Raw genomic sequence first — 22,990 nt, forward strand, 5'->3', positions numbered from 1 at the left:
GCGATGGCCACCGACGGTACGATTGCCAAATCCGGCAACTTCCTCAGCAACATGCGCATCGCCAAGCGGCTGTGGCTGGTCTTCGGCCTGCTGCTGGTTCTGATCGCCGCCCAGTCCGGCACCGGCATCTATGGGCTGGACGGGCTGAACCGGCGGATCGACAGCGTCATCGCGTCGGGCGACCTCGCCGTCTTCGCCAAGGATCTGGAAAGCCGCCTGGGGGCGCAACGGCTGCAAACCCGGGAATACATCAATCTCGGCACCACCGAGGCGCTGGAGCGGCTGCGCGTCCTGCGCGGGGAGTTCGAATCGGCGATGTCGGACCGGCAGGCCATGATGAAGGCTTCCCCCCAGGCCGCCGCGTTCGCCGACCTCAACAGCCTGCACGGCGCCTACCACGAGAAATTCGACGCGGTGCGGACCGTGCGCGAGCGTGCCGACCGGACGCTGCACGAGCGCATGGACCCGCTGGGCACCCAGGTGACCAAGCGGCTGGAAGAGGCGGTGGCCGCGGCCAACGCCTCCGGCGACAAGGACATCGCTTTCGGCATGCAGGAGGTGGAGAAGCGTTGGCTGATGACCCGCTTCTACGCCAACCGCGCCATCGGCCTGCGCGATCCGGCCGCCGTCGCCCAGGTGGAGGCGGAAGGCAAGGCGATGGGCGACGGGATCGCCCGTCTGTCCGCCCTGCTGCAAAACAATGCCGCCCTGTCCGTTGCCCTGCGCGAGGTCGACGCCCGCGCCGCCGAATACCGCAGCGCCTTCCGCGAGATCGTCGCCGCCAATGACGAGGCCAAGCGCCGCACCGACGACCTCGTCACCGCCGCGTCGGCGGTCAACCGCGCCATCGACGGCATCGTCGCCTCCATCGCCGCCGGCTCCAGGGTCATCGAGCAGGAGGCCGGCAGCGAGGCCGCCTTCACCATCCGCCTGACGGTCGGGCTGGGCCTGCTGTCGCTTGTGATCGGCATCGTCGCGGCCAACCGCATCGCCGCCTCCATCGTCGGGCCGGTCACCGGCATCCGCCGGGTGATGACCGAACTGACCGAGGGCAAGCTGTCGGTCAGCGTTCCCCACACCGGCCAGCAGGACGAGCTGGGCGACATGGCCCGCGCCGTCGACGCCTTCAAGGACGAGGCGGTGGAGGCCCTGCGCTCCCGCATCGCGCTGGAACGGGTGTCTGCCAACATCATGATGGCCGATGCCGACGGCCGCATCCTCTACGCCAACGACTCGATCACAGCAATGTTCCGCCATGCCGAGGCCGACCTGCGCACCGCGCTGCCCGGCTTCGACTCGAGCAAGCTGGTCGGACAGAATTTCGACGCTTTCCACCGCGACCCAACCCACCAGCGCCGCCTGCTGACCGATCTGACCCACACCCATCGCGGCTTGGCCAAGACCGGCGGCCGCACCTTCCAGGTCATCGCCAACCCGGTGGTCAGCCGCCAGGGCGAGCGGCTCGGCACCGTCGTCGAATGGCGCGACCTGACCGAGGAGCTGGCGATCGAGGCGGAGATCGGCGCCATGGTGGAGAATGCCGTGCGCGGCGACTTCACCCACCGCATCCCGCTGGACGGCAAGAGCGGCTTCTTCCGGCTGGTCAGCGAAGGCATCAACCGCCTGTCCGGGAACATCGCCGCCGTCACCGAGGATCTGGCAACGGTGCTGGAATCGCTGTCGCGCGGCGACCTGACCAGCCGCATCGACAAGCAGTATGAAGGCGTGTTCCAGCGGCTGAAGGACGATTTCAACGGCACGGTCGCTCATCTGTCGGAGATCGTGCAGCGCATCGACCATGCCGCCGGCTCCATCGCCGTCGCCAGCCGCGAAGTGGCGGAGGGCAGCATGGACCTGTCGGAGCGGACCGAACAGCAGGCCTCCTCGCTGGAGGAGACCGCGGCCAGCATGGAACAGCTCGCCGCCACCGTGCGCTCCAATGCCGACAACGCCCAGCAGGTCAACGGCTACGCCACCGAGGCGCGCGCCGCGGCCTCGCGCGGCGGGCAGGTGGCGACCAGCGCGGTGGAGGCGATGCGCAGGATCGAACAGTCGTCGCAGAAAATCTCCGACATCATCGGGGTGATCGACGAGATCGCCTTCCAGACCAACCTGCTGGCGCTGAACGCGGCGGTGGAAGCGGCGCGGGCCGGCGATGCCGGGCGCGGCTTCGCCGTGGTGGCGCAGGAGGTGCGGCAGCTCGCCCAGCGCTCCGCCCAGGCCTCGAAGGAGATCAAGGCGCTGATCCTGGACAGCGGGGGTCAGGTGCGCGATGGCGTCGACCTCGTGCGGTCGGCCGGCAGCTCCCTGACGGAGATCGTGTCGGGCATTGGCCGCGTCGCCGATCTGGTGTCGGAAATCGCGCGGGCGACCGCCGAGCAGGCGTCCGGCCTCGACGAGGTCAACATCGCCATCGCCCAGATGGACGAGATGACCCAGAAGAACGCCGCCCTGGTGGAGGAAAGCACTGCCGCCGCCCGCTCGCTGGAGGATCAGGCCGACCAGCTGCGCCAGCAGATGACCTTCTTCACCCTCGATCGCCGATCCGCCTGACCCGAGCTCTCTTGACGATGCCCCCGGTGCCGCGATGACCGACCGCTCGCCCGCCTCACTGACCGAACCCGAGACGCTGCGCCGCCCCCCGGCGGCGCCGGCGGCGGTGTTCGGTGGCGCGCGCGAATTCCATTTCGAGCGGCACCATTTCGACCTGATCGCCGGCCTGCTCTATCAGCTGGCCGGCATCGCGCTGGCGCCGCATAAAGCGGAGATGGTCTATGCCCGGCTGGCGCGCCGCCTGCGCGAGCTGCGGCTGCCCGATTTCGACGCCTATTGCGCCCTGCTGCAAAGCGAGGGCGTGGCCGACGAGATCGGCTTCCTGGTCAATGCGCTGACCACCAACCTGACCAGCTTCTACCGCGAATCGCATCATTTCGACTTCCTCGCCTCCACCGTCCTGCCCGAATTGCGGGCGTTGAACGCCCACAAGCCGAAACCGCGGCTGCGGCTGTGGTCGGCCGGCTGCTCCTCAGGACCGGAGCCCTACACCATGGCGATGGTTCTGGTTTCCGCCATAGGGGCGGAGCTGCGCCGCTGGGATGCCCGCATCCTCGCCACCGACATCGACACCCACATGGTGGAAGCCGCCCGGCGCGGCATCTATCCGATTTCGGGCGCCACCGGCATCCCTCCGGCAATCCGCCAGCGCTTCACCACCGACACCCGGCTGGGCGGCGAGCCGGCGGTGGAGATGGGCGAGGAGCTGAAGCGCCTCGTGACCGTCAAGCCCCTGAACCTGCTGGAACATTGGCCGATGTCCGGCCCGTTCGACGCGATCTTTTGCCGCAATGTCCTGATTTATTTCGACCGCCGCGGCCGGATGCAGGTGATAGAGAACTTCGCCCGGATGCTCCGCCCCGGCGGATATCTGTTCCTCGGCCATTCGGAGAGCCTGTATGGCGTGTCGAACCTGTTCCGGCAGGCCGGTCCGACCATCTACCGGAGGGAGTGAGCGATGAACGCCGAACCCCTCCCCCGGCAGGAGCCAGCCAGCCCGACGCTCCGCAACCGCATGGGCAGCGGGCGCTACTTCAACCGGGAATTCAACGCCGACACCGTCAAGATCGGGCTGGGCCAGCAGGCGGTCAGCGACCGTCCCGACCTGATGATCGCGACGACGCTGGGCTCCTGCGTGGCGGCCTGCATCCATGATCCGGTGCGCGGCATCGGCGGCATGAACCATTTCATGCTGCCCGACCTGCCGGCGAGCGAGCTTGAGGGGGCCGGCATGGCCGCGCGCTACGGCTCCGTCGCCATGGAGCGGCTGATCAACGCGCTGCTGGCCGCCGGTGCCGAACGCCAGCGCCTGCAAGTCAAGCTGTTCGGCGGCGGGCGCGTCATCGAATCGAGCTACGACATCGGCGGGCTGAACTGCCGCTTCGCGCTGGATTACGTGCGGACGGAGGGGCTGACGCTGGCCGGCCACGATCTGGGCGGAGGCTCCGCCCGGCGGGTGCATTACTTCCCGCACAGCGGACGCGCGCTGCGCCGCCTGCTGCGGCCGGAGGCGGCGGCCGACACCGTCACCCGCGAACGGCGTTTCATCACGCACCTGAGCCAGGCCCCCGAGGAGGGTGAGGTCGAACTGTTCACCCCCGCCGATCCGGAAGGGAGCTGACCCATGACCAGACCGATCCGTGTCGTCATCGTCGACGACAGCGCGCTGATGCGCGAGATGCTGAAGGACATCCTGACCCGGGAGGCGGGGATGGAGGTGGCCGGGGTCGCCCGCGACCCCTTCGAAGCGCGCGAGGTCATCAAGGCCACCAACCCCGACGTCATCACGCTGGACGTCGAGATGCCGAAGATGGACGGGCTGTCCTTCCTGGAGAAGATCATGACCCTGCGGCCGACGCCGGTCATCATGGTCTCCTCCCTGACCCGCGAAGGGTCGGACGCCGCCATCCGCGCGCTGGAGCTGGGGGCGGTGGACTGCGTCGCCAAGCCCGGCGGCTCCGAGGGGCAGGGCTTCGAGGCGACGGCGATGGAGCTGGTTTCCAAGATCCGCGTCGCCGCCACCGCGCGCCTGACCATGCGCCGCCCGGCTGCCGCCCATGGCGTCCTGCCGACGCCGCGGCGCGCCGGCTCGGGCAAGCGGCTGATCGCGGTCGGCGCCTCGACCGGCGGGGTGGAGCGCATCCGCGACGTGCTGGCCGCCATGCCGGCCGACTGCCCGCCCATCGTCATCACCCAGCATATGGGGCCCAGCTATGTGCCCAGCTTCGCGGCGCGGCTCGACCGGCTGTCCGCCCCCACCGTGCGGGTCGCCGTCCATGGCGACCGCCCGGCCCAGGGGCTGGTGCTGATCGCCCCCGGCGACCGCCATCTCGCCATCGTCCGCGACACCGCCGGCTTCGTCTGCCACATCCAGGACACCCCCGCGGTGAGCGGCCACCGCCCGTCGGTCGACGTGATGTTCGCCTCCGTCGCCAAGGCGGCCGGCAACAACGCCGTCGGCGTCATCCTGTCCGGCATGGGCCGCGATGGCGCCATCGGCATGAAGGCCATGCATGAGGCCGGCGCCTTCACCATCGGCGAGCAGGAATCGAGCTGCGTCGTCTATGGAATGCCGCGCGCCGCCAGGGAGGCCGGCGCGGTCGCGGTCGAACTGCCGCTCGCCCAAATCCCCGCCGAAATGCTGCGCGCCTTCGACGCCGTCGGCGAACGCCCCCGCACCACCCCGACCTGATCGGGGATCCGGGTAGAGTTTCCAAGGAGCATCAGTATGTTCAAGTCCGCTGCCCACGACGCCGTCCAGACCGGCCCCCGGAATGCCGCGCCCCGGGACGTCTCCGCGACGCCGGACGGCGACGCCAAGCTCGCGGTCACCGCGGAGCTTCTGTCCACCTGGCTCGGCTTCGCCGACGTGCAGCGCCGCACGCTCGACATCGTGCAGGGCGAGCTGACGCGCACCTCGGACCATGTGGAGACATCCACCCTCGACCTGTCGGAGCGCTTCCGCGAACTGGCCCGGAAGGCGCTGGAGCAGTCCGAGCGGGTGGCCCAGATCGTCGACATGGCCGGGTCGGTCGACATCGACGGCGAGCGGGTGCCGCTCGACAGGCTGGTCGTCGGCATGCAGGACGTGATCACCGACATGGTGACCAACATCGTCACCCTGTCGCGCCATGCCATGAGCATGGTCTATCTGCTGGACGACGTGCAGAAGGACGTGGCCGAGCTGGAGAAGTCGATCGGCGACATCGACGGCATCAACCGCCAGACCAACTTCCTGGCGCTGAACGCGACCATCGAGGCCAGCCGCGCCGGCGAGGCCGGGCGGACCTTCGCCGTGGTGGCGCAGGAGGTGCGGCACCTCTCCCGCTCCACCGGCGAGCTGGCCGACCGCATGCGCGGCACCGTCACCGCCGTGGTGAAGGGCGTGCGCAACGGCCACGACATCCTGCGCCAGATCGCCAACACCGACATGTCGCCGCAGATGCTGGCCAAGGAACGCGTCGACAAGACGATGGACAGCCTGGTAGAGCAGACCAACCATTTCCAGTCGGTGCTGGAGACGGCGGCATCGGTGTCGTCCGACATGTCGTCCACCATCGCGCACGTCATCACCGGCATGCAGTTCCAGGACCTGACCAAGCAGCGGATCGAGGCGATCAACGACAGCCTCGCCATCATGAGCGCCGGGCTGGGAGAACTGGAAACCAGGATCCGCGCCCAGGTGCCGCCCGCCATCGGCGCACGCGAACCGCAGGAATGGCTGAACCAGCTGATGGGCCGCTTCACGCTGAGCGAAATGCGCGAGCGCTTCGTGCGCAGGCTGCTGCTGGAAGGCACGGCCCTGGACGAAAACGGCGTGCTTGACCTTGATGCCGCAGGGGGAAGCAGCGCTGGCGGTGATATTGAACTCTTCTAGCGCGGTGCCCCCGCCTGTACACTGAACCACATTTGCGGAAAGACTGCCCTATGGACTACGGGATCGAAGTGCGCGATCAGGAGGCGGTGATCCGCCTGCGCGGTCGGCTGACCTTCAACGACCACGCGAAGTTACGGGCACTGATCGGCGAAATGGGGCAGAACAAGCTCAAGCGTCAGGTGCTCGACCTGTCGTCGCTCGAATTCGTCGATTCCGCCGGCATCGGCATGCTTCTGATCGCGCGGGAGGAGATGGAGCGCGCCGCCAAGCAGTTCATCCTGCGCGGCGCCACCGGTCAGGTCAAACGGGTGCTGACCGTGGCGCAGATCGCCAAGATCGTCCAGATCGAGGACTGATCCCGGTGATCGACGGGACAATCCAGAGCACGACACAGGAAACGGACCAGGCCGCCGGCTGCCGAACCCGCTTCGCCGGTCTTCTGGCACCGGGGGTGGCGGCCGACCGGTTGAACCGGCTTGCGCTGGCGCTGCGCCTGTCCCCGGTGCAGGCGCCCGCCGGACCGGCGCCGCTGGCAGTCCTGCTGGCCGGAGACGGGAACGCCGTCCCGGAAACCGACGCGCTCTGGCTTCCCCCCGTCGCCGCCTGGATCGAGCCGCCGGCCGACACCGGCGCTTCCGATACCGCCGACCGGTTGGCGCCATTGCTGGCGGAGGCGGCGAGAAGCGACCTCTACCTGAACCTGACCACGGCCACCGCGCACGACCTCCAGCTTGGCGGCAGGCTGCTGGCCGCGCTGAGCGCCCGCCATCCGCTGGAGGGGGACCGCCGCGACGACGTCGAGCTTGCCCTGCACGAGGCGGTCAGCAACGCGCTGGTCCACGGCAACCTGGGCGTCGCCGGCATGAAGGAGCTGAGCGCCCAGGAGCTGGAACGCTTTTCCCGCGACCTGGGCGACCGTCTGGCCGACCCGGTGCTGGCAAGCCGCCGCATCGTCGTCACGCTCCGGATCGACCCGGCGGAGGATGGCCGGTGGCTGGCGACGGTGGAGATCACCGACGAAGGCGCCGGCTTTACCCCGGGCCCGCGCGCCAGCTCGGGAGCGTCGGGCCGCGGCCTCGACCTGATCGGCAATATCGCCGATGGTCTGGTGATCGAGGATGGCGGCCGCCGCATCCGCATGAGGTTCCGGCTGTGACCGCGGATGGCTGGCATAATCCCGGCTGTGGAGCGCTCCCGCCATCGGATGCCGGACATTCCGATGCGCGGGACTCCGGCGACCAGCCCTGCGAATGCCGGATCCCCGACTGTACCGTCCTGGACTGCCCGATCCTGGTGGTGGACGACACCGCCTTCAACCGCACGCTGATCGGCGCCTTCCTGGCCGAGGCCGGTTTCCGGCAGGTTTCCTTCGCCGCCAGCGGGTTCGAGGCGCTGGCGATGATCGGGGCCGCCATCCCCGACCTGCTGATCCTCGACATCATGATGCCGAGAATGGACGGGTTCGAGGTCTGCCGCCGCCTACGCGCCATGCCGGAGACGGCCGACCTGCCGATCCTGGTGCAGACCGCACTGTCGTCGGGCGAGGACCGCAACCGCGCCTTCGCCGCCGGCACCACCGATCTGGTGTCGAAGCCGCTGGAGCGCACGGAGCTGCTGGCCCGCGTGCGCATCCATCTGGAAGACCGGGTGCTGATCCGCCGCCTTCAAACCTATCGGGCGCGGGTGGAGGCCGAGCTGTCCATCGCCCGGTCGATGCAGGAGCATCTGCTGCCGACCCCGGCGCAGAGTGCCGCCGCGGCCGCCGCCGCGGGCTGCCGCCTGCGCGCCCACAGCGTGATCTCGCCCAATCTCGGCGGCGATCTCTGGGGGGTGCTGCCGCTGGGCGGGCGGCGCTTCGGCGCCTATCTGCTGAACGTCGCCGGCCGCGGAGTCTCGGCGGCGCTGAACGCCTTCCGGCTGCATGCCCTTCTGCAAGAGCTGGGTCCCGCCCATGGCGAGGACGCCGCCGTCCTGATGACCGCGCTGAACGACCGCGCCGCCGGGCTGCTGGCGCCGGGAGAGAAGGCCACCATGATCTATGGCGTGGTGGACGGCGAGGCCGGACGCTTCATCCACGCCTCGGCGGACGGGGCGCCGCCGATGATCCTGAACGGCGACGGCGGGCCGGCGTTCGGTGCGGCTGCCGGCCTGCCGATCGGCATCGCGCCCGGCACCCGCTACCGCAGCGACGTGATGGAGTTGCCGCGGGGCAGCGTGCTGGCGCTCTACTCCGTCGCGGTTCTGGATGCGCTGGACGCCGGCGGGACCGGGATCGGGCTCGGTTGGATGATCGCCCGCGCCGTGGAGGAGGGTGAAGGCTTCGACGCCGTGGTCCGCTCGCTCGCCCTGGGGCAGTCCAGCGGCGACGACCATACGCTGCTGTGGATCGAACGGGAGGCGGCGGAATGAGCGCTTCCATGCCGTCCGACCTGCGTCCGGCCGAGGCGGGCGATGCCGTCGACGGGCTGGCCGGCGCCCGCGTGCTGATCGTCGACGACAACCGGATCAACCGTCACCTTCTGGTGGCCCTGCTGGAGCGCGGCGGCATCACCCTGATCGAGCAGGCGGAGGACGGGCAGGACGCGCTGGACCTGATGGAGCGCTTCAAGCCGGACCTCGTGCTGCTCGACCTGATGATGCCGCAGATGGACGGGTTCGAGATGTGCCGGCGCCTGCGTGCCGACCCACGCTGGAAATCGTTGCCGGTTCTGGTGCAGTCCAGCCTGAGCCGGGCGGAGGACCGTGCCCGCGCCTTCGCCGCCGGCGCGACCGACTATGTCACCAAGCCGATCAACGCGGTGGAGCTGCTGGCCCGCGTGGGCATCCAACTGCGCAAGCGGGCCATGCTGCGCGATCTGGAGCAGTATCACAGCCGCACGGAAAGAGAGCTGGAACTGGCCCGCGCCATGCAGACCCGGATGCTTCCCGGCCCCGACCGGCTGGCGGAGCTGGAGGCGGCGACCGGCATCGCCGTCCAGGCGCATTTCGCGCCCTCCTCCGAGCTGGGTGGCGATTTCTGGGGGATCGAGCGTCTGCCCGACGGCCGGGTCGCCGTCTATCTGGTCGATTTCTCCGGCCATGGGGTCGGTGCCGCGCTGAACACCTTCCGGTTGGATGCCATCTGCCGCCAGATCGGCAGCACCGGCCTGACCCCGGCGGAGTTCCTGGAGACGGTGAACCGCCGGCTGTGCGGGCTGCTGCCCTGCGGCCAGTTCGCCACCATGCTGACCGGGTTGATCGATCCGGTGGCCGGGGAGTTCCACTATGCGTCCGCCGGATCGACGGCGCCGATGATCTGGCATCCCGGCGACGAGGCACCGCGGCTGGGCGACGGCAGCGGGCTGCCGCTCGGCCTGCTGTCGTCGATCACCTACGATGCCCGCCGGCTGCCGATGCCACCCGGAGCCCGCCTGCTCCTCTATTCCGATGCGGCCATCGAAATCCCGATCGGAGGCGGCGAGGGCCACGAGGTTCTGGACGAGTACGGCCTCGCCACTCTGCTCGCCCGCCGCCTGCACGAGCCTGACGACGCCGGCCTGCTGTCCGGCCTGCTCGATGACCTGACCGCGACCGGTCCCATCGACGACGACCTGACGGCACTGCTGCTGACGCGTCGGCGGTGACTGCCGGGCTGCCGGTGCGACAAGCCCGGAACGCTGGCCCCGAAAGCAAAAAGGCCGCCCCCGAGGGGGCGGCCTTTCGCGTTCGGCAGGAGCCGACCGATCAGCGCGAGTAGAACTCGATGACCAGGTTCGGTTCCATCTGGACCGGGTACGGAACGTCGGCCAGCAGCGGGGCGCGGACGAAGCGGCCCTTCAGGGCGCTGCCGTCGACTTCCAGATAGTCGGGGATGTCACGCTCGCCGGAGGCCGAGGCTTCCAGGATCAGCGCCATCTGCTTGGACTTGGCGCGCACCTCGACGGTGTCGTTGTCCTTGATGCGGGCCGAAGAGACGTTCAGGCGGCGGCCGTTGACCAGGATGTGACCATGGTTGACCAGCTGACGGGCGGCGAACGGGGTCGGCGCGAACTTCATGCGGTAGACCACGGCGTCCAGACGGCGCTCCAGCAGGCCGATCAGGTTCTCGCCGGTGTCGCCCTTGCGGCGGACGGCCTCGGCATAGATGCGGCGGAACTGCTTCTCGCCGATGTTGCCGTAGTAGCCCTTCAGCTTCTGCTTGGCCATCAGCTGCAGACCGTAGTCCGACGGCTTCTTGCGGCGCTGGCCGTGCTGGCCGGGGCCATACTCGCGCTTGTTCAGCGGGCTCTTGGCGCGGCCCCACAGGTTGACGCCAAGGCGGCGGTCGATCTTGTACTTGGACTCTTGACGCTTGCTCATAACTCTCACGCCTCGTTGGACACGAGTTGATGTTGTCCCGGTAGTTCCGGCCGCCCTGTTCAGGCGGCGGACGGGGCGTCAAAAATTGCGCGCGCCCGCTTTCCCAGGAGGTGAAGGCGCGCACAATACCCATTGGCGCGGCCGAGTCAAGCCCAACGCATATGCGGGCCCGATGGCATATCCGGAACCTCTTGCACGCCCCGCCCTTTTCCGCTCCCCTTCCCGGCGGCGCAAGCGGCAGGCAGGAATGACGCGATGGAACGGGTGGAGTGCGTGGTCGTCGGGGCGGGCGCGGTCGGTCTGGCGGTGGCGCGGCGGCTGGCGCGGGCCGGGCGCGAGGTCATCGTGCTGGAGGCGGCGGATGCCATCGGCACCGGGACCAGCTCGCGCAACTCCGAAGTCATCCATGCCGGCATCTATTATCCGACCGGCAGCCTGCGCGCCCGGCTGTGCGTGCCCGGCCGCGATGCGCTTTACGACTACTGCGCCTCCCACGGGGTGGAGCATCGCCGCATCGGCAAGCTGATCGTCGCGACGGAGGAGGCGCAGTTGCCGAAGCTGGCGGCGATCCGCGCCCAGGCGGCGGCCAACGGCGTCACCGACCTGACGGAGATCGACGCTGCCACCGCGATGCGATGGGAGCCGAACCTGCGCACCGTCGGCGCCCTGCTGTCGCCCTCCACCGGCATCATCGACAGCCACGGGCTGATGCTGGCTTTGCTGGGCGACGCGGAGGATGCCGGGGCCATGCTGGCGCTGCTGAGCCCACTGGAGCGCTCCCACCGCACCGCAGCCGGATTCGAGCTGGAGGTCGGCGGGGCGGAGCCGATGCGCATCGCCTGCTCCACCCTGGTCAATGCCGCTGGGCTGGGGGCCTGGGCCGTCGCCCGCGGTCTGGAGGGGCTGGACGCCGCCCACGTGCCGCCGCGCGTGCTGGCCAAGGGCAACTACTATGCGCTGGCCGCCGGCCGCTCCCCCTTCTCGCGGCTGGTCTATCCGGTTCCGGTGGAGGGCGGGCTGGGCGTTCACCTGACGCTGGACCTTGCCGGACAGGCCCGCTTCGGTCCCGACGTGGAATGGCTGGGCGACGTGACTGGCGGGATCGATTACGCCGTCGACCCTGCCAGGGCCGACTCCTTCTATGACGCGGTCCGCTCCTATTGGCCGGGGCTGCCGGACAATGCGCTGGTGCCGGCCTATTCCGGCGTGCGGCCGAAGCTGAGCGGCCCGGGACAGCCGCAGGCGGACTTCCTGATCCAGGGGCCGGGCACCCACGGGGTGGCCGGTCTGGTCAACCTGTTCGGCATCGAATCGCCGGGCCTGACCTCCTGCCTCGCCATCGCCGACGCGGTGGCGGTGGAGCTTGGCGAGGCTCCTGAGATTCTTAACCATTCCAGAGGCGCACAGGGTTCTTGACCGCAGCCGCGGCTCTCCCAATCTATAGGCATGGCGGCGCCGGCGGATGCTGGGCCGCTGACCCGCCGGGCGCCGGAAACGGGCCCACCTTCCGCAACTCGCTCCCGTCGTGAGGAGGATGCGTCGTGACGACTCGCCTTTCGCTTTTCAACAGCCCGCTGCTGCTCGGCTTCGACCAGTTCGAGCGGACGCTCGACCGGATCGCCAAGAATTCGGCCGAAGGCTATCCCCCCTACAACATCGAGCAGATCGGCGACGACGGCCTCCGCATCACGCTTGCCGTGGCCGGCTTCACCTCCGATGACCTGTCGGTCCAGATCGAGGACAACCAGCTCGTCATCCGCGGCCGCCAGACCGACGACAAGTCGCGCGTCTATCTGCACCGCGGCATCGCCGCGCGGCAGTTCCAGCGCAGCTTCGTGCTGGCCGAAGGGATCGAGGTGGTGGGCTGCTCGCTCGACAACGGGCTGCTCAACATCGACCTGACCCGCCCGATGCCGGAGCCGAAGGTCCGGACGATCAAGATCGAACAGCCGAAGAAGACCGCCGCCGGTGCGATGCCCCGCACCATCGACGTGTCCGCCGACGGCCGGGACGATTGATCCCCCCTTCCCGCTGTCTTCCCTGATACTCTCGCCCCCGATACTCTGCACGCGCGGCCGCCCATGACGGGGAGCCGCGGGAGACCAAGACCATGATGCACGATACCCACAGCCAGCTGCGCCAGCTGTCGACCCAGGATTTCGCCAGCTTCGGCCTGGGCGACGTCGCCTATGTCCGCCCGGTGGAGATGGACGGTGCCGCTGCCTTCGCCATCCACGCCGCCGACGGCACGCCGCTGAGCGTCGTCGCCGACCGCGAACTGGCCTTCGCCGCCATCGTCCAGAACGACATGGAGCCAGTCAGCGTCCACTGACCGCCCGCCGCGGCGCGCCGGCAGGAGGCCCCTCGGGCCTCTCGGCACGCCGCAGCCTGTTGCGCGGCAATCCGCCACATCTCGATCCTTGTCAGCCCTGACTCCTGTTGTAAGGTGCGCTCTGCGATAATCGCCGGCACGGGACGCGAGACGGCAGTGGGAGACGGTCGGTTGGACGGTGGGGCAAGCGATACGGCGGCGGACGCGAAGTCCACGCCCGATACGGAACAGCGCAAGACCTGGGACGACGAGGCCCGCGATTCCCTGCACATCCTGCCTTTGTCGGCGATCCCGCTGGAAACGCCCGGCCTTCAGCATGCGCGCCTGATCAAGAACGTCCGGCTTCAGACGGTGGTGGAAATGTTCCGTGACGCCCAGGCCGGCAGCGGTCAGGTGTCTCCCCGCCACATCCCCTCCTATTTCGAATCCTACAAGGACGAGGTCGAACGCGATCTGGTGAAGCTGGAGAAGATCGGCGCTGCCTCCAGCTTCGACGTCTATTCCTCGCGGATCGAGCTGCGGCGGCTGAACATCGACGTCAACAACGTCGAATCGCTGACCCTGTCCGACCGCAAGAAGGCCGAGCTGACCAGCTACATGCGGGTCTTCACCCGCCCGCTGATGGAATATGTCTATGGCACGGAGGAGCTTCAGGTCGCCGACGTGACCGACATCATCCAGCTGTTCGCCAACCCCAACCGGGACGAGGCCCTGCGCAATCTGCGCATGATGGCCGACCGGCTGGACATCGGCCTGAACGACATCCCGAAGTTCCTCGAGGAATATGGCGACATCTTCCTGTCGCTCGCCTATTTCCGCAAATGCCTGGACGAGATCGTGCCGGAGGTTCAGCGCTTCGTCAGCTGGATGGAGGAGATCCGCAGCTCCGCCGAGGTCAAGCGCGATTCCCGCCAGATGCGCATGCTCGACGAGATCGCCCGCGACCTGACCGACATCGCGACCTCCATCACCGGCCGGTTCGAGAGCTTCGACAACCGCTCCAAGGATTTCTGGAGCGACATCAACGCCGAAACCTTCCGGTCGATCCGCGAGCTGATTGCCTCGCACCACGTCACCATCGGCGGCGTGCTGTGCGGTCTGGCGGTGAAAATGAATTTGTGGAAGCACCGCTTCGCCCGCGGCGGCGGCGGTCCCAACCGCCGCATGGAATTCGTGAAGTCGGAGATCCTGCCCGGCCTGTCACACATCAAGGCGCTGGAGCAGTCGGCACGCACCGGTCACATGTAGGCGTCTATCCGGCTCTTCAATCCGCCCCTTCAATCCATCGACAGCATCTTCCCCACGCCGTTGTCCAGCAGGATGGTGGCGAACAGCGTCAGGATAGGGACAAGGAACATCAGCCCGATGACGCAGCGCACCACCAGATCCTTGCGCCGGGCGGACCGGCAGAGCGGGCAATCGTTGGGACCATGCCCGTAATCGGACCCGCAATAAGGACAGGCGGTGGTTTCGACCATGGCGCAGAGGCTTTCAGAATGGGCAGGCTGCCCAGGAACCGACGCCATTCTGAACCCGGCAACCGCCGAACCGTCATGAAATCACTGTCATAATTAAGGTTATTCCCTGACCGCGGAAGGGCAGCCGCAAGCCGGCAGCCGCAACCGTTCAGGCGGCGCGGTCGAGCGCGGCCAGTCCGGCGACGCTGCGGCCGAACTGCGCGGCAAAGCGGTCACGCTCGGCACCGGACAGGATGAAGGTGACGTGCAGGCGGCCGGCACCGCCGCGGTCGAGCCCCCGGACAACGGCAGCCACCGGGTCCAGTCCCGGCAAGGCGATGCGCAGCGCATTCCCCTCCGCCAGACCGGACCATGCCTCCTGCGGCAGCCCGCTCAGCTGGGCGCCGCCCTCCGACGCGTTGTCGACCGTCACCGGCAGTTCGCGCCCGCTCACCCACAGCCGACCGGGACGGTTCAGCGGATAGCGCGGCGCGGCCCGGCGGTTCACCTCCGGCGTGGCCGTGCGGATCGCTTCGATCAGAACGCGGCGGAGCTGGTCGATGCTGGCGGCAACGCGGACGGACAGGCTGTTGACCTCGTTGGCGCGCTCGCCGGTCGCGGTCGCCTCCTGCGAGACGGCGGCGATGCGGGTCGCCACCTCCTGCGCGGCGTTGGAGGTCTGGACGACATTGCGGGCGATCTCGCCGGTCGCCGCCTCCTGCTCCTCGATGGCGGCGGCGACGGTGGCAGACACGGTTTCGACGCCGCGTACCCGCTCGGCAATGGCGCGCACGGCGCTCACCGCCTCGGCCGTGGTGGCCTGGATGGCGGCGATCTGGCTTTCGATCTCGTCCGTCGCCCTTGCGGTCTGGCCGGCCAGCAGCTTCACCTCGCTGGCGACGACGGCGAAGCCCTTGCCAGCCTCGCCAGCCCGCGCCGCCTCGATGGTGGCGTTCAGCGCCAGCAGGTTGGTCTGGCCGGCGACGTCGTTGATGAGGTCGGTCACCTCGCCGATGCGGGTCACCGCCTCGGCCAGACGCTGAATGGTCTCCTCCGCCCGCACCGAGGCGCCTACGGCATCGCCGGTCATCGTGGTCGCGGTGCCGATCTGGGCCGCGATCTCGCGGATGGAGGCGCTGAGCTGTTCCGACGCGGCGGCGACGGTCTGGGCGTTCGACAGCGCCTGGGTCGCAGCCGCGGCGACAGTCTGGCTGTTGTCGCTGACCGCACGGGCCGATTCGGCCATGCGGGTGGCGTTGCCGGCCATCTGGCCGGTCTGGCTGGCCACCACGTCAACGGCGTTCGATGCCTCCATCTCCACCGTTTCAGCCATGCGCAGCAGAGCTGCCTGCTTTTCGCGCTCCGACCGCTCGCGCTCCTCGTCGCGCAGGCGGCGCAGGCGCTCGGCCTCCTCCGCATTCTCCTTGAAGACACGCAGGGCCTGCGCCATCGCCCCGACCTCGTCACCGCGGTTGGCTCCGGGAATGGCGACGGTCAGGTCGCCCTGCGCCAGAGCCCGCATCGCCGCGGTCAGCTCTCCCACCGGCCTCACCACCCGGCGCCGGATGCCGAACACGCCGAACACCACGACTGCCAGCACCAGGGCCGAGACGCCCCACACCGCGGTCATGAACAGGTCCTCACGTCCGGTGGCATAGACCTCCGTCTCGTCGTTGTAGCGGTTGGTGTCCTCGACGATGCGGTCGACGACGGCGCGGTGGGCGGCGTAGGCCTCGGCGATGATCGCGTAGGAGGCGCGGACCGCCGCCTCGTCCTTGCGGGCCAGCGCCGGCAGGAACTTCGTCTCCACCTCGGTCCAGAAGCGCATCACCGGCGCGTGGGAGGTCCGGGTCAGCTGGGTGAGCAGCGACGGCTCGAAGCTCTCCTTGAGCCAGTACTCATGGCGCTCGTCATAATCCTTGCGCAGCTGCGCCAGCCGCGCCCGGCGCTGTTCGACCGACGCCGGGTCGTTCATCGCCAGCGTCGCCTCCAGATAGGCTTCGATCACATATTCCGGCGGCGGCAGGATGTCGGCGATCAGATCCTTGCCCAGCACGATGCGCTGGTAGATCGGCCCGCCCACCTTCAGCTCGCGGATCGCCAGCGCACCGGTGATGACCACCGCCAGGAAACCCAGCGTGACCACCACCCCGAACAGGTTGGTAAGCGCGGCAATCCGGAGGTTTTTCAGCATCATGCAACCCCTGCGCAGAAACGACGGCATGGGGTTGCTTCTCAAAATAACGCTAATGTGACAAGCAAAAAACTTGCTCGATTATCGGGTGAAACAGAAATGATGTTTCGTTGCGCGCGTTGCCCATGGTTTGTGCAGGGGCTGCGCAATGACCGACCAAAGTTCCAGGCCCGATCTCAGGTCAAGACCAAGGTGCCGACCCAGCCGACCAGGGCAAGGATCACCAGCATCACCAGCAGCGCCACGATGACGGCGTTGGTGCGGCGAATCGACCGGCAGCGCGGGCACCCCTCCTCGGCGGCGGGATAGCGGTGGGCACAGCGGTCGCAGCGGACGGTCTGCTCGGTTGCCGTCTGTTTGGTGGCTGTTTGGCCGGTTGCCGTCTGGTCAGTCATCGGCGGGTTCCATCGGATCGAAAAGCTGTCAGGCCGCAGGGATAGCACGCCGGCGGCTCTGCATCCATCGGTCGGAATGCCTCAATCGGCCGCAGTGGTCTCGACCGGCGGCACCGCGCGCAGTTCCGTCGCCTGCAGGCGGCGCGGGCTGTGATCCAGAGGTTCGAGCAGCGGCATCTCCGCCCCCTCCGGCGCGGCATGCAGGTCGCGGAACCGGCGCGCGCTGACCAGCACCCGCGATTCCAGCGTGCCGACCGCGCTGTTGTAGGAGCCGACGGCCTTGTCCAACTGCCCACCCAACCGGTCCATATGGCCGCCCAGGTCGGACAGCCGCTTGTACAGCTCGGCGCCGAGCGCGCTGATTTCGCGGGCATTGTCGGCCAGCCGTTCCTGCCGCCAGCCATAGGCGACGGCGCGCAGCAGGGCGATCAGGGTGGTGGGAGTCGCCAGAATGACGCGATGGTCGATGCCGGCCTCGATCAGCGCCGGGTCCTGCTCAAGCGCCGCCGAGAAGAAATTCTCGCCGGGCAGGAACAGCACGACGAATTCGGGGCTGTCGTCGAACTGGTCCCAATAGCCCTTGGTGCCGAGCTGCTTCATGTGGTCGCGCACATGGCGGGCATGGCGGACCATGCCGTCGCGCCTGACCGTGTCGTCGACCGCCTGGATGCCGTCCAGATAGCCTTCCAGCGGGGTCTTGGCATCGACCACGAGGGTCTTGCCGCCGGGCAGCGTCACGATCAGGTCGGGACGCAGCCGGCCGCTGTCGACCGACACCTGCTCGACGAAATCGCAATGGTCGAGCATCCCCGCCATCTCGCAGACCCGGCGCAGCTGGATTTCGCCCCACCGCCCGCGCGCCGCCGGGGTGCGCAGAGCCCGGACGAGGTTGCCGGTTTCCGCCCTGAGCGCGCTTTGCGTCTCCACCAGCGACAGCACCTGTTGCTTCAACCCCTCATAGGCCCCCGCCCGCGTGCTTTCCAGGTCGCGGATCTGCCGGTCCATCGCCTCCAAACTCTGGCGTACCGGATCGACGATGGCGGCGATGGCGGTCTGACGCTTGTCGAGGTCGCCCTTCGCCTGCTCCTGGAAGCCGGCCAGCGTCTCCCGCGCCAGATCGAGGAAGCTGCGGTTGTTCTGGTGCAGCGCCTCCGCCGACAGCGCCTTGAAGCTGTCGGCCAGCGCTGCCTGGGCGCGCTCCAGCAGCGCCATCTTTTCCGCCGCCGCTGTCCGCTCGGCCTCCAGCCGGGTGGACAGCTGGGCATGGCGTTCGCGGGCGTTGGCGACCTCGCCATGCAGGCGGGCGATCTGGTGGTCGCGCGCCTCGATCTCCTCACGCAGGTCGCCCTCGGTCCGTTCGGCGAGGTCGAGGCGGGTGGCGAACTCGGCATGCAGCGCGGCAGCCACCGCTTCGGCCCGCCCGGCAGCGGCGCGCAGCACCGCCCAGGCGACGGCGGCGCCCAGCAGCAGACCGGCCGCCAGCCCTATCGCCAGCGATGCGCCATCCACCACCATCCCGTTGACCAGGAACTGCGTCACCCCAAATCCCCTCACCTCTGGAACGGGAGCAGCCTATCGGAACGAATCGCGAATTGGAACAGGGCGCGAACGCACCAAACACGGCAGCGGCCCTGCTTTCGCTTTCTCCGCTTGCCCAACCAAGAATCCGGCGCCATATCGGAAGCCATGCCCGACGACACTCTCCCCGACGACAAATCCCCCGATACCGGCAAGTACGATTGCGGCCCGAACTGCGGCGGCCCGCGTGTCCGCGCCATCCCGCCCGGCGAGGACCGCGAGCGGCTGCTGTGCCCGGACTGCGGCTACATCGCCTATCAGAACCCGCTGATCGTGGTCGGCGCCGTGGCGACCTGGGAGGATGGCCGCATCCTGCTCTGCCGCCGCGCCATCGAGCCGCGCAAGGGCTACTGGACCCTGCCCGCCGGCTATATGGAGGAGCGCGAGAGCACCCGCGACGGCGCCGCCCGCGAAGCCTGGGAAGAGGCACGGGCGCGCATCGACATCGACCATCTGCTGGCGATCTACGACATCCCGCGCATCAGTCAGGTCCAGATGATCTTCCGCGCCCGCCTGCTCTCGCCCGACGTGGAGCCCGGTCCGGAAAGCCTGGAGGTCGGCCTGTTCGAGTGGAAGGACATCCCCTGGAACGAGCTTGCCTTCCCCACCGTCGTCTGGGCCCTGCGCGAGCATCATGAGCGGCTCGGCCGCTCCGACTGCGCCCCGGCGGTCAACCCCACGCCGGACGCGCTCGCCCGGTGGGAGAAGATGCTGTAGGGGCCAAGTCAGGGTTGGGGTGGATGCGCCGCCCCGTCCACCGGGAACTTCGCCACCACCTCCTGTTCCGCCCCATCGCGCCGAATGGTCAGCGGCAGCCAGGTGCCCGGCGCCTGCCGGCGGATCACCGCGACCAGATCGGCGGGTGCGCGCACCGGCGTGCCGGCGGCGATCAGGATGCGGTCGCCGGTGCGCAGGCCCGCCGCCGCGGCCACGCTGCCGCTGCTGACCGCCCCCACCGTGATGCCCTCCGGACCGGGGTCGAGCTGCACGCCCAGCTTGGGGCGTTGCGGCTCCGCATCCTCCCGTTCCGGCCCCAGGCCGAACACCGCATCGGCGATGCGCCCATCCAGCTCGTCGCAGTCGCGGTCGGCGTCCCAGGGCAGTAGCACGGCCGCATCGCCGATGCCGAGATCGGCCAGCTGATGCGGAACGCCGTCACGGCTGGCGACATGCCCCTCCCCCAGGATGCCGACCACGAGACGGCCGGTGATGCGGCGGGTCTCGGCGATCTTTTCCGCCATCGCGCGGTCCCAGATGCCTTGCGCCTCGATGAAGCGCTTGACCGCGCTGTCGGGGGCGTCGGCCGGTGCGGCGGAGCGGGCTTCGGAGCGGTCGTGCGTCGCCAGCGTCTCGGTCAGGCGGTTGCGGTAGGCCTCCGTCGGAGCGGCCGGATTGCCGACGCCCTCGCGCTCCGCCTCCGGGATGGTGGCCCAGCCGTTGCGCGCGGTGCGGCCGATCAGCGACCGTTCCACATTCAGCGCCACCACCGGCAGCCGGTGCAGGCGGGCGAATTGCAGGATCGGCAGGTAGAATTGCGGGTCGAATCCCCAGACGGTGCGCCAGTCCGTCGCCTTCAGGAACTCGCCCTCCGTCATTTCGCCCGCCACCCAGCGGTCGAGAACCGGCTGCAGCCGGCGCGGCAGCATCTCAATCCCGACGGCAAGGTCGGGGTTCAGCGCATGCAGTCCAGCCAGAGTGTGCAATTGCCAGCGGTGGTGGTCCGCCTTGTCATGCTGTTCCCCCAGCAGGACCGCCGGCGCCTCGGCAAGGCGGCGCAACAGCGGCACCGGCTCCACCGCGGCACCGGCACTGTCGGCCCAGACGCCGGGCGGCACGCAGGCGACCCGCGAGGGCTCCGCAGCCCAGCCGGCCGAGGCCGTCATGGACAGCGCCGTGACGGTCAGCAGGACAAGGCGGCGGCGCAATAAGGACGCAAGGGGACGGAAGGGCTGGCGCGACAAGGGCTGGCTCCGTCTTGCGGGGATTCGCCAAGGTTGGCGCTGCCGGGCGCAAGGTCAATGGACAAGGCCGCCGATTGCGTCGTTCTGCCGCGCCATATGCCGCCCCCGGCTCACACCGGACAGCCGGGAGAAGCCGGCATACCGGCGGATGACAGGCGGTGATGACAGGCGGTGCGGCGGCGGGTAGGATCGCCGCAGGCGGTGGACCACCGGCGGATGAGGGGGCCTTCGTTCCTCCCATCCGGAACTCCCGAGGCCGTTCCCAGGGCGTCCGCTTTCCCCGCCGACCGCAATCATTCGTGAAGCGCAGCCCCCATGCCGCACCGCAAAGTCGTCATTCTCACCGGCGCCAGCCGGGGTATCGGACACGCCACCGTCACCCGCTTCAGCAATGAAGGCTGGCGCGTGATCTCCTGCTCGCGCGAGGATGTGCCGGCCCATTGCCGCCGCGATCCCAACTGGACCCACCACATCCCGGCCGACCTGTCGGACCCCGCCAGCCGCGCCGCCTTCGTCGAGGAGGCGAACAAGGCGCTTGACGGCGCGCCGCTGCACGCCCTGATCAACAACGCCGGCATTTCGCCGAAGACGCCGATCAAGGAACGGCTCGGCTGCCTGAACGGCTCGATCGAGGGCTGGCACCGGGTGTTCGAGTTGAACTTCTTCGCCGCCCTGGTTCTGGCGCGCGGCTTCGCCGCTCCGCTGTCGCGGGCGAAGGGGGCAATCGTCAACGTCACCTCCATCGCCGGCCATTCGGTGCATCCCTTCGCCGGCTCGGCCTATTCGACCTCGAAGGCGGCGCTGTCCGGCCTGACCCGCGAAATGGCGGTGGAGTTCGCGGAGATCGGCGTCCGCGTCAACGCGGTCGCCCCCGGCGAGATCGAAACGGCGATGACCGGCCCGGAATATGACGTGCTGATCCCGCGCATCCCGCTGAAGCGCATGGGCACGCCAGAGGATGTCGCCGCGGTGATCTTCTACCTGTGCGGCCCGGACTCGGCCTATGTGACCGGGACGGAAACCTTCATCACCGGCGGGCAGCATCTGTTCTGAACGGGAGGACGGCGGGGGCCGCCGCAGCGACGGCCCCCGCCGGAAAACGTCCTACTTCCCGGCCCGCCAGGCGATCAGCCGCCGCGCCGCCTCGGCGATGGTCGCTTCCGACCCGGCGAAGCTGAAGCGCAGGAAGCGACGGCCGCGGGCGGTGTCGAAATCGATGCCGGGGGTGCAGGCGATGCCCGTCTCCTCCAGGATCTGTTTCGCCAGCGCCTCGCTGTCGTCGGTCATGTCCGACACATCGGCGTAGATGTAGAAGGCGCCGTCGGCCGGGGCCATCCTGGTAAAGCCGGCCTTCGGCAGCTCCTCCAGCAGCAGCGCGCGGTTGCGGGCATAGCGGGCGACGTGGCCGTCCAGCTCCTCGGTGCACTCGAAGGCGGCGACCGCCGAGACCTGGCTCAGCGTCGGCGCCGAGATGAACAGGTTCTGCGCCAGGCATTCGACGGAGCGCAGCAGATCGTCCGGCACGATCATCCAGCCCAGCCGCCAGCCGGTCATCGAGAAATATTTGGAGAAGCTGTTGACCACCAGCGCCTGATCGTTGACCTCGGCCGCGGTGACCGCGTCGGTGCCATAGGTCAGGCCGTGGTAGATCTCGTCCGACACCATGCGCACACCATTGGCGCGGCACCAGTCGGAGAGCGCGGTCAGTTCCTCCCGGCTCAGCATGGTCCCGGTCGGGTTGGCCGGGCTGGCGACGATCAGCCCCTGCACCGGCTCGTCGAGCGCCTCCAGCAGCTCGATGGTCGGCTGGAAGCGATGCTCCGGCCCGGTCGGCAGTTCGACCGGGACAACGCCGGCCGCGGTCAGGGTGTGGCGGTAAGCCGGATAGCTGGGCGAGGCCATCGCCACCCGGTCGCCCGGATCGAAGGCGGCAAGAAAGCCCAGCTGGAACGCCCCCGACGACCCGGTGGTAACGACCACCCGGCCTTCCGGCACCTCGACGCCGTAGCGGTCCTTGTACCATTTGGCGATGGCGGCGCGCAGCGGCGGGATGCCGAGCGCCCCGGTGTAGCCCAGCGGGTCGGTGCCGGTCACCGCGCTGGCCGCCGCCTGCACCACACCCTTCGGCGCGCCGCTCGACGGCTGCCCCACCTCCATGTGCAGGACCTCCAGGCCGGCTGCTTCGCGCTCGGCCGCGGCGCGCATCACTTCCATCACGAAGAAGGGCGGAATGGCGCCCCGCTTGGAAACCTTGGGCTGCTTGCTCATGATCGTCCGTCTCTACCTGTCGCCGGCCTTGGGCCGG

At 69.0% G+C, this 22,990-nt stretch carries 21 protein-coding genes and 1 pseudogene; 15 read left to right on the forward strand and 7 right to left on the reverse strand.

The genetic code is table 11. The annotated features are described in order from the left end of the window. Nucleotides 1-3 precede the first annotated feature (3 nt). The 9 genes and pseudogenes from ABNQ39_RS09240 (at nt 4) to ABNQ39_RS09280 (ending at nt 10,053) form a co-directional block, all read left to right on the forward strand. A complete protein-coding gene (locus ABNQ39_RS09240) occupies nt 4-2,553 on the forward strand; it encodes a methyl-accepting chemotaxis protein (RefSeq protein WP_376957056.1) in 2,550 nt (849 codons plus the stop codon). A 34-nt stretch (nt 2,554-2,587) separates the two neighbouring features. After that, the gene (locus tag ABNQ39_RS09245; RefSeq protein WP_376957058.1) at nt 2,588-3,508 is read left to right on the forward strand and encodes a CheR family methyltransferase; all 921 of its coding nucleotides are present in this window, start codon (nt 2,588-2,590) and stop codon (nt 3,506-3,508) included. A gap of 3 nt (nt 3,509-3,511) precedes the next feature. Further along, nucleotides 3,512-4,174: a chemotaxis protein gene (locus ABNQ39_RS09250; protein ID WP_376957060.1), complete on the forward strand. Its 663-nt coding sequence runs from the start codon at nt 3,512-3,514 to the stop codon at nt 4,172-4,174. A 3-nt stretch (nt 4,175-4,177) separates the two neighbouring features. Next, nucleotides 4,178-5,245: a protein-glutamate methylesterase/protein-glutamine glutaminase gene (locus ABNQ39_RS09255; protein ID WP_376957062.1), complete on the forward strand. Its 1,068-nt coding sequence runs from the start codon at nt 4,178-4,180 to the stop codon at nt 5,243-5,245. A 504-nt stretch (nt 5,246-5,749) separates the two neighbouring features. Next, nucleotides 5,750-6,430, forward strand: a pseudogene (locus ABNQ39_RS09260) (methyl-accepting chemotaxis protein); the annotation flags it as partial. 50 nt (nt 6,431-6,480) lie between these two features. After that, nucleotides 6,481-6,786, forward strand: a complete 306-nt coding sequence (locus ABNQ39_RS09265; protein WP_376957064.1) for an STAS domain-containing protein — start codon at nt 6,481-6,483, stop codon at nt 6,784-6,786. Between the two features lie 5 nt (nt 6,787-6,791). Then, nucleotides 6,792-7,586 (forward strand): ATP-binding protein, encoded by a 795-nt coding sequence (locus ABNQ39_RS09270; RefSeq protein WP_376957066.1) that lies wholly within the window; start codon nt 6,792-6,794, stop codon nt 7,584-7,586. After that, nucleotides 7,583-8,839, forward strand: coding sequence for a response regulator (locus tag ABNQ39_RS09275; RefSeq protein ID WP_376957068.1), 1,257 nt, complete (start codon nt 7,583-7,585; stop codon nt 8,837-8,839). The genes ABNQ39_RS09270 and ABNQ39_RS09275 overlap by 4 nt, the downstream gene beginning before the upstream one ends. Then, on the forward strand, nt 8,836-10,053 hold the full coding sequence (locus tag ABNQ39_RS09280; protein ID WP_376957070.1) for a PP2C family protein-serine/threonine phosphatase: 1,218 nt from the start codon (nt 8,836-8,838) through the stop codon (nt 10,051-10,053). Before ABNQ39_RS09275 ends, ABNQ39_RS09280 begins: the two co-directional genes overlap by 4 nt. A gap of 100 nt (nt 10,054-10,153) precedes the next feature. Here ABNQ39_RS09280 and rpsD read toward each other — a convergent pair whose 3' ends face one another. Beyond that, nucleotides 10,154-10,768: a 30S ribosomal protein S4 gene (gene rpsD, locus ABNQ39_RS09285; protein ID WP_109445619.1), complete on the reverse strand. Its 615-nt coding sequence runs from the start codon at nt 10,766-10,768 to the stop codon at nt 10,154-10,156. Nucleotides 10,769-11,023: 255 nt separating this feature from the next. On the opposite strand from rpsD, the gene ABNQ39_RS09290 reads away from it, so the two are divergent. The 4 genes from ABNQ39_RS09290 (at nt 11,024) to ABNQ39_RS09305 (ending at nt 14,348) form a co-directional block, all read left to right on the forward strand. Further along, on the forward strand, nt 11,024-12,184 hold the full coding sequence (locus ABNQ39_RS09290; RefSeq protein WP_376957073.1) for an NAD(P)/FAD-dependent oxidoreductase: 1,161 nt from the start codon (nt 11,024-11,026) through the stop codon (nt 12,182-12,184). Between the two features lie 125 nt (nt 12,185-12,309). After that, nucleotides 12,310-12,786: an Hsp20 family protein gene (locus ABNQ39_RS09295; RefSeq protein ID WP_098739184.1), complete on the forward strand. Its 477-nt coding sequence runs from the start codon at nt 12,310-12,312 to the stop codon at nt 12,784-12,786. A gap of 92 nt (nt 12,787-12,878) precedes the next feature. Beyond that, nucleotides 12,879-13,100, forward strand: coding sequence for a DUF1150 family protein (locus tag ABNQ39_RS09300; protein ID WP_098739183.1), 222 nt, complete (start codon nt 12,879-12,881; stop codon nt 13,098-13,100). A gap of 171 nt (nt 13,101-13,271) precedes the next feature. Further along, nucleotides 13,272-14,348, forward strand: coding sequence for a hypothetical protein (locus ABNQ39_RS09305; RefSeq protein ID WP_376957075.1), 1,077 nt, complete (start codon nt 13,272-13,274; stop codon nt 14,346-14,348). Between the two features lie 29 nt (nt 14,349-14,377). Here the strand turns inward: ABNQ39_RS09305 and ABNQ39_RS09310 are convergent, their stop codons facing one another. The 4 genes from ABNQ39_RS09310 to rmuC all read right to left on the reverse strand — a co-directional run bounded on the left by ABNQ39_RS09310 (nt 14,378) and on the right by rmuC (nt 18,685). After that, entirely contained in the window at nt 14,378-14,578 is a 201-nt protein-coding gene (locus tag ABNQ39_RS09310) for a hypothetical protein (protein WP_244592736.1), read from the reverse strand. Nucleotides 14,579-14,726: 148 nt separating this feature from the next. Then, nucleotides 14,727-16,754 carry a methyl-accepting chemotaxis protein gene (locus ABNQ39_RS09315; protein WP_376957077.1) on the reverse strand — a complete coding sequence of 676 codons (2,028 nt, stop codon included), beginning with the start codon at nt 16,752-16,754 and terminating at the stop codon, nt 14,727-14,729. Between the two features lie 173 nt (nt 16,755-16,927). After that, nucleotides 16,928-17,146 (reverse strand): hypothetical protein, encoded by a 219-nt coding sequence (locus ABNQ39_RS09320; protein ID WP_376957079.1) that lies wholly within the window; start codon nt 17,144-17,146, stop codon nt 16,928-16,930. Between the two features lie 81 nt (nt 17,147-17,227). Further along, on the reverse strand, nt 17,228-18,685 hold the full coding sequence (gene rmuC, locus ABNQ39_RS09325; protein WP_376957081.1) for a DNA recombination protein RmuC: 1,458 nt from the start codon (nt 18,683-18,685) through the stop codon (nt 17,228-17,230). 147 nt (nt 18,686-18,832) lie between these two features. On the opposite strand from rmuC, the gene ABNQ39_RS09330 reads away from it, so the two are divergent. Next, nucleotides 18,833-19,441: an NUDIX hydrolase gene (locus ABNQ39_RS09330; RefSeq protein ID WP_376957084.1), complete on the forward strand. Its 609-nt coding sequence runs from the start codon at nt 18,833-18,835 to the stop codon at nt 19,439-19,441. An 8-nt stretch (nt 19,442-19,449) separates the two neighbouring features. Here the strand turns inward: ABNQ39_RS09330 and ABNQ39_RS09335 are convergent, their stop codons facing one another. Next, the gene (locus ABNQ39_RS09335) at nt 19,450-20,685 is read right to left on the reverse strand and encodes a ChaN family lipoprotein (protein ID WP_376957086.1); all 1,236 of its coding nucleotides are present in this window, start codon (nt 20,683-20,685) and stop codon (nt 19,450-19,452) included. Between the two features lie 315 nt (nt 20,686-21,000). Here ABNQ39_RS09335 and ABNQ39_RS09340 point away from each other — a divergent pair, with 315 nt between their 5' ends. Continuing rightward, entirely contained in the window at nt 21,001-21,738 is a 738-nt protein-coding gene (locus ABNQ39_RS09340; protein ID WP_098739178.1) for an SDR family NAD(P)-dependent oxidoreductase, read from the forward strand. 51 nt (nt 21,739-21,789) lie between these two features. Here ABNQ39_RS09340 and ABNQ39_RS09345 read toward each other — a convergent pair whose 3' ends face one another. Beyond that, a complete protein-coding gene (locus ABNQ39_RS09345; RefSeq protein ID WP_376957088.1) occupies nt 21,790-22,953 on the reverse strand; it encodes a pyridoxal phosphate-dependent aminotransferase in 1,164 nt (387 codons plus the stop codon). Nucleotides 22,954-22,990: the final 37 nt, after the last annotated feature.

It is taken from the genome of Azospirillum sp. A26 (assembly GCF_042604635.1).
Lineage (GTDB): Bacteria > Pseudomonadota > Alphaproteobacteria > Azospirillales > Azospirillaceae > Azospirillum > Azospirillum palustre.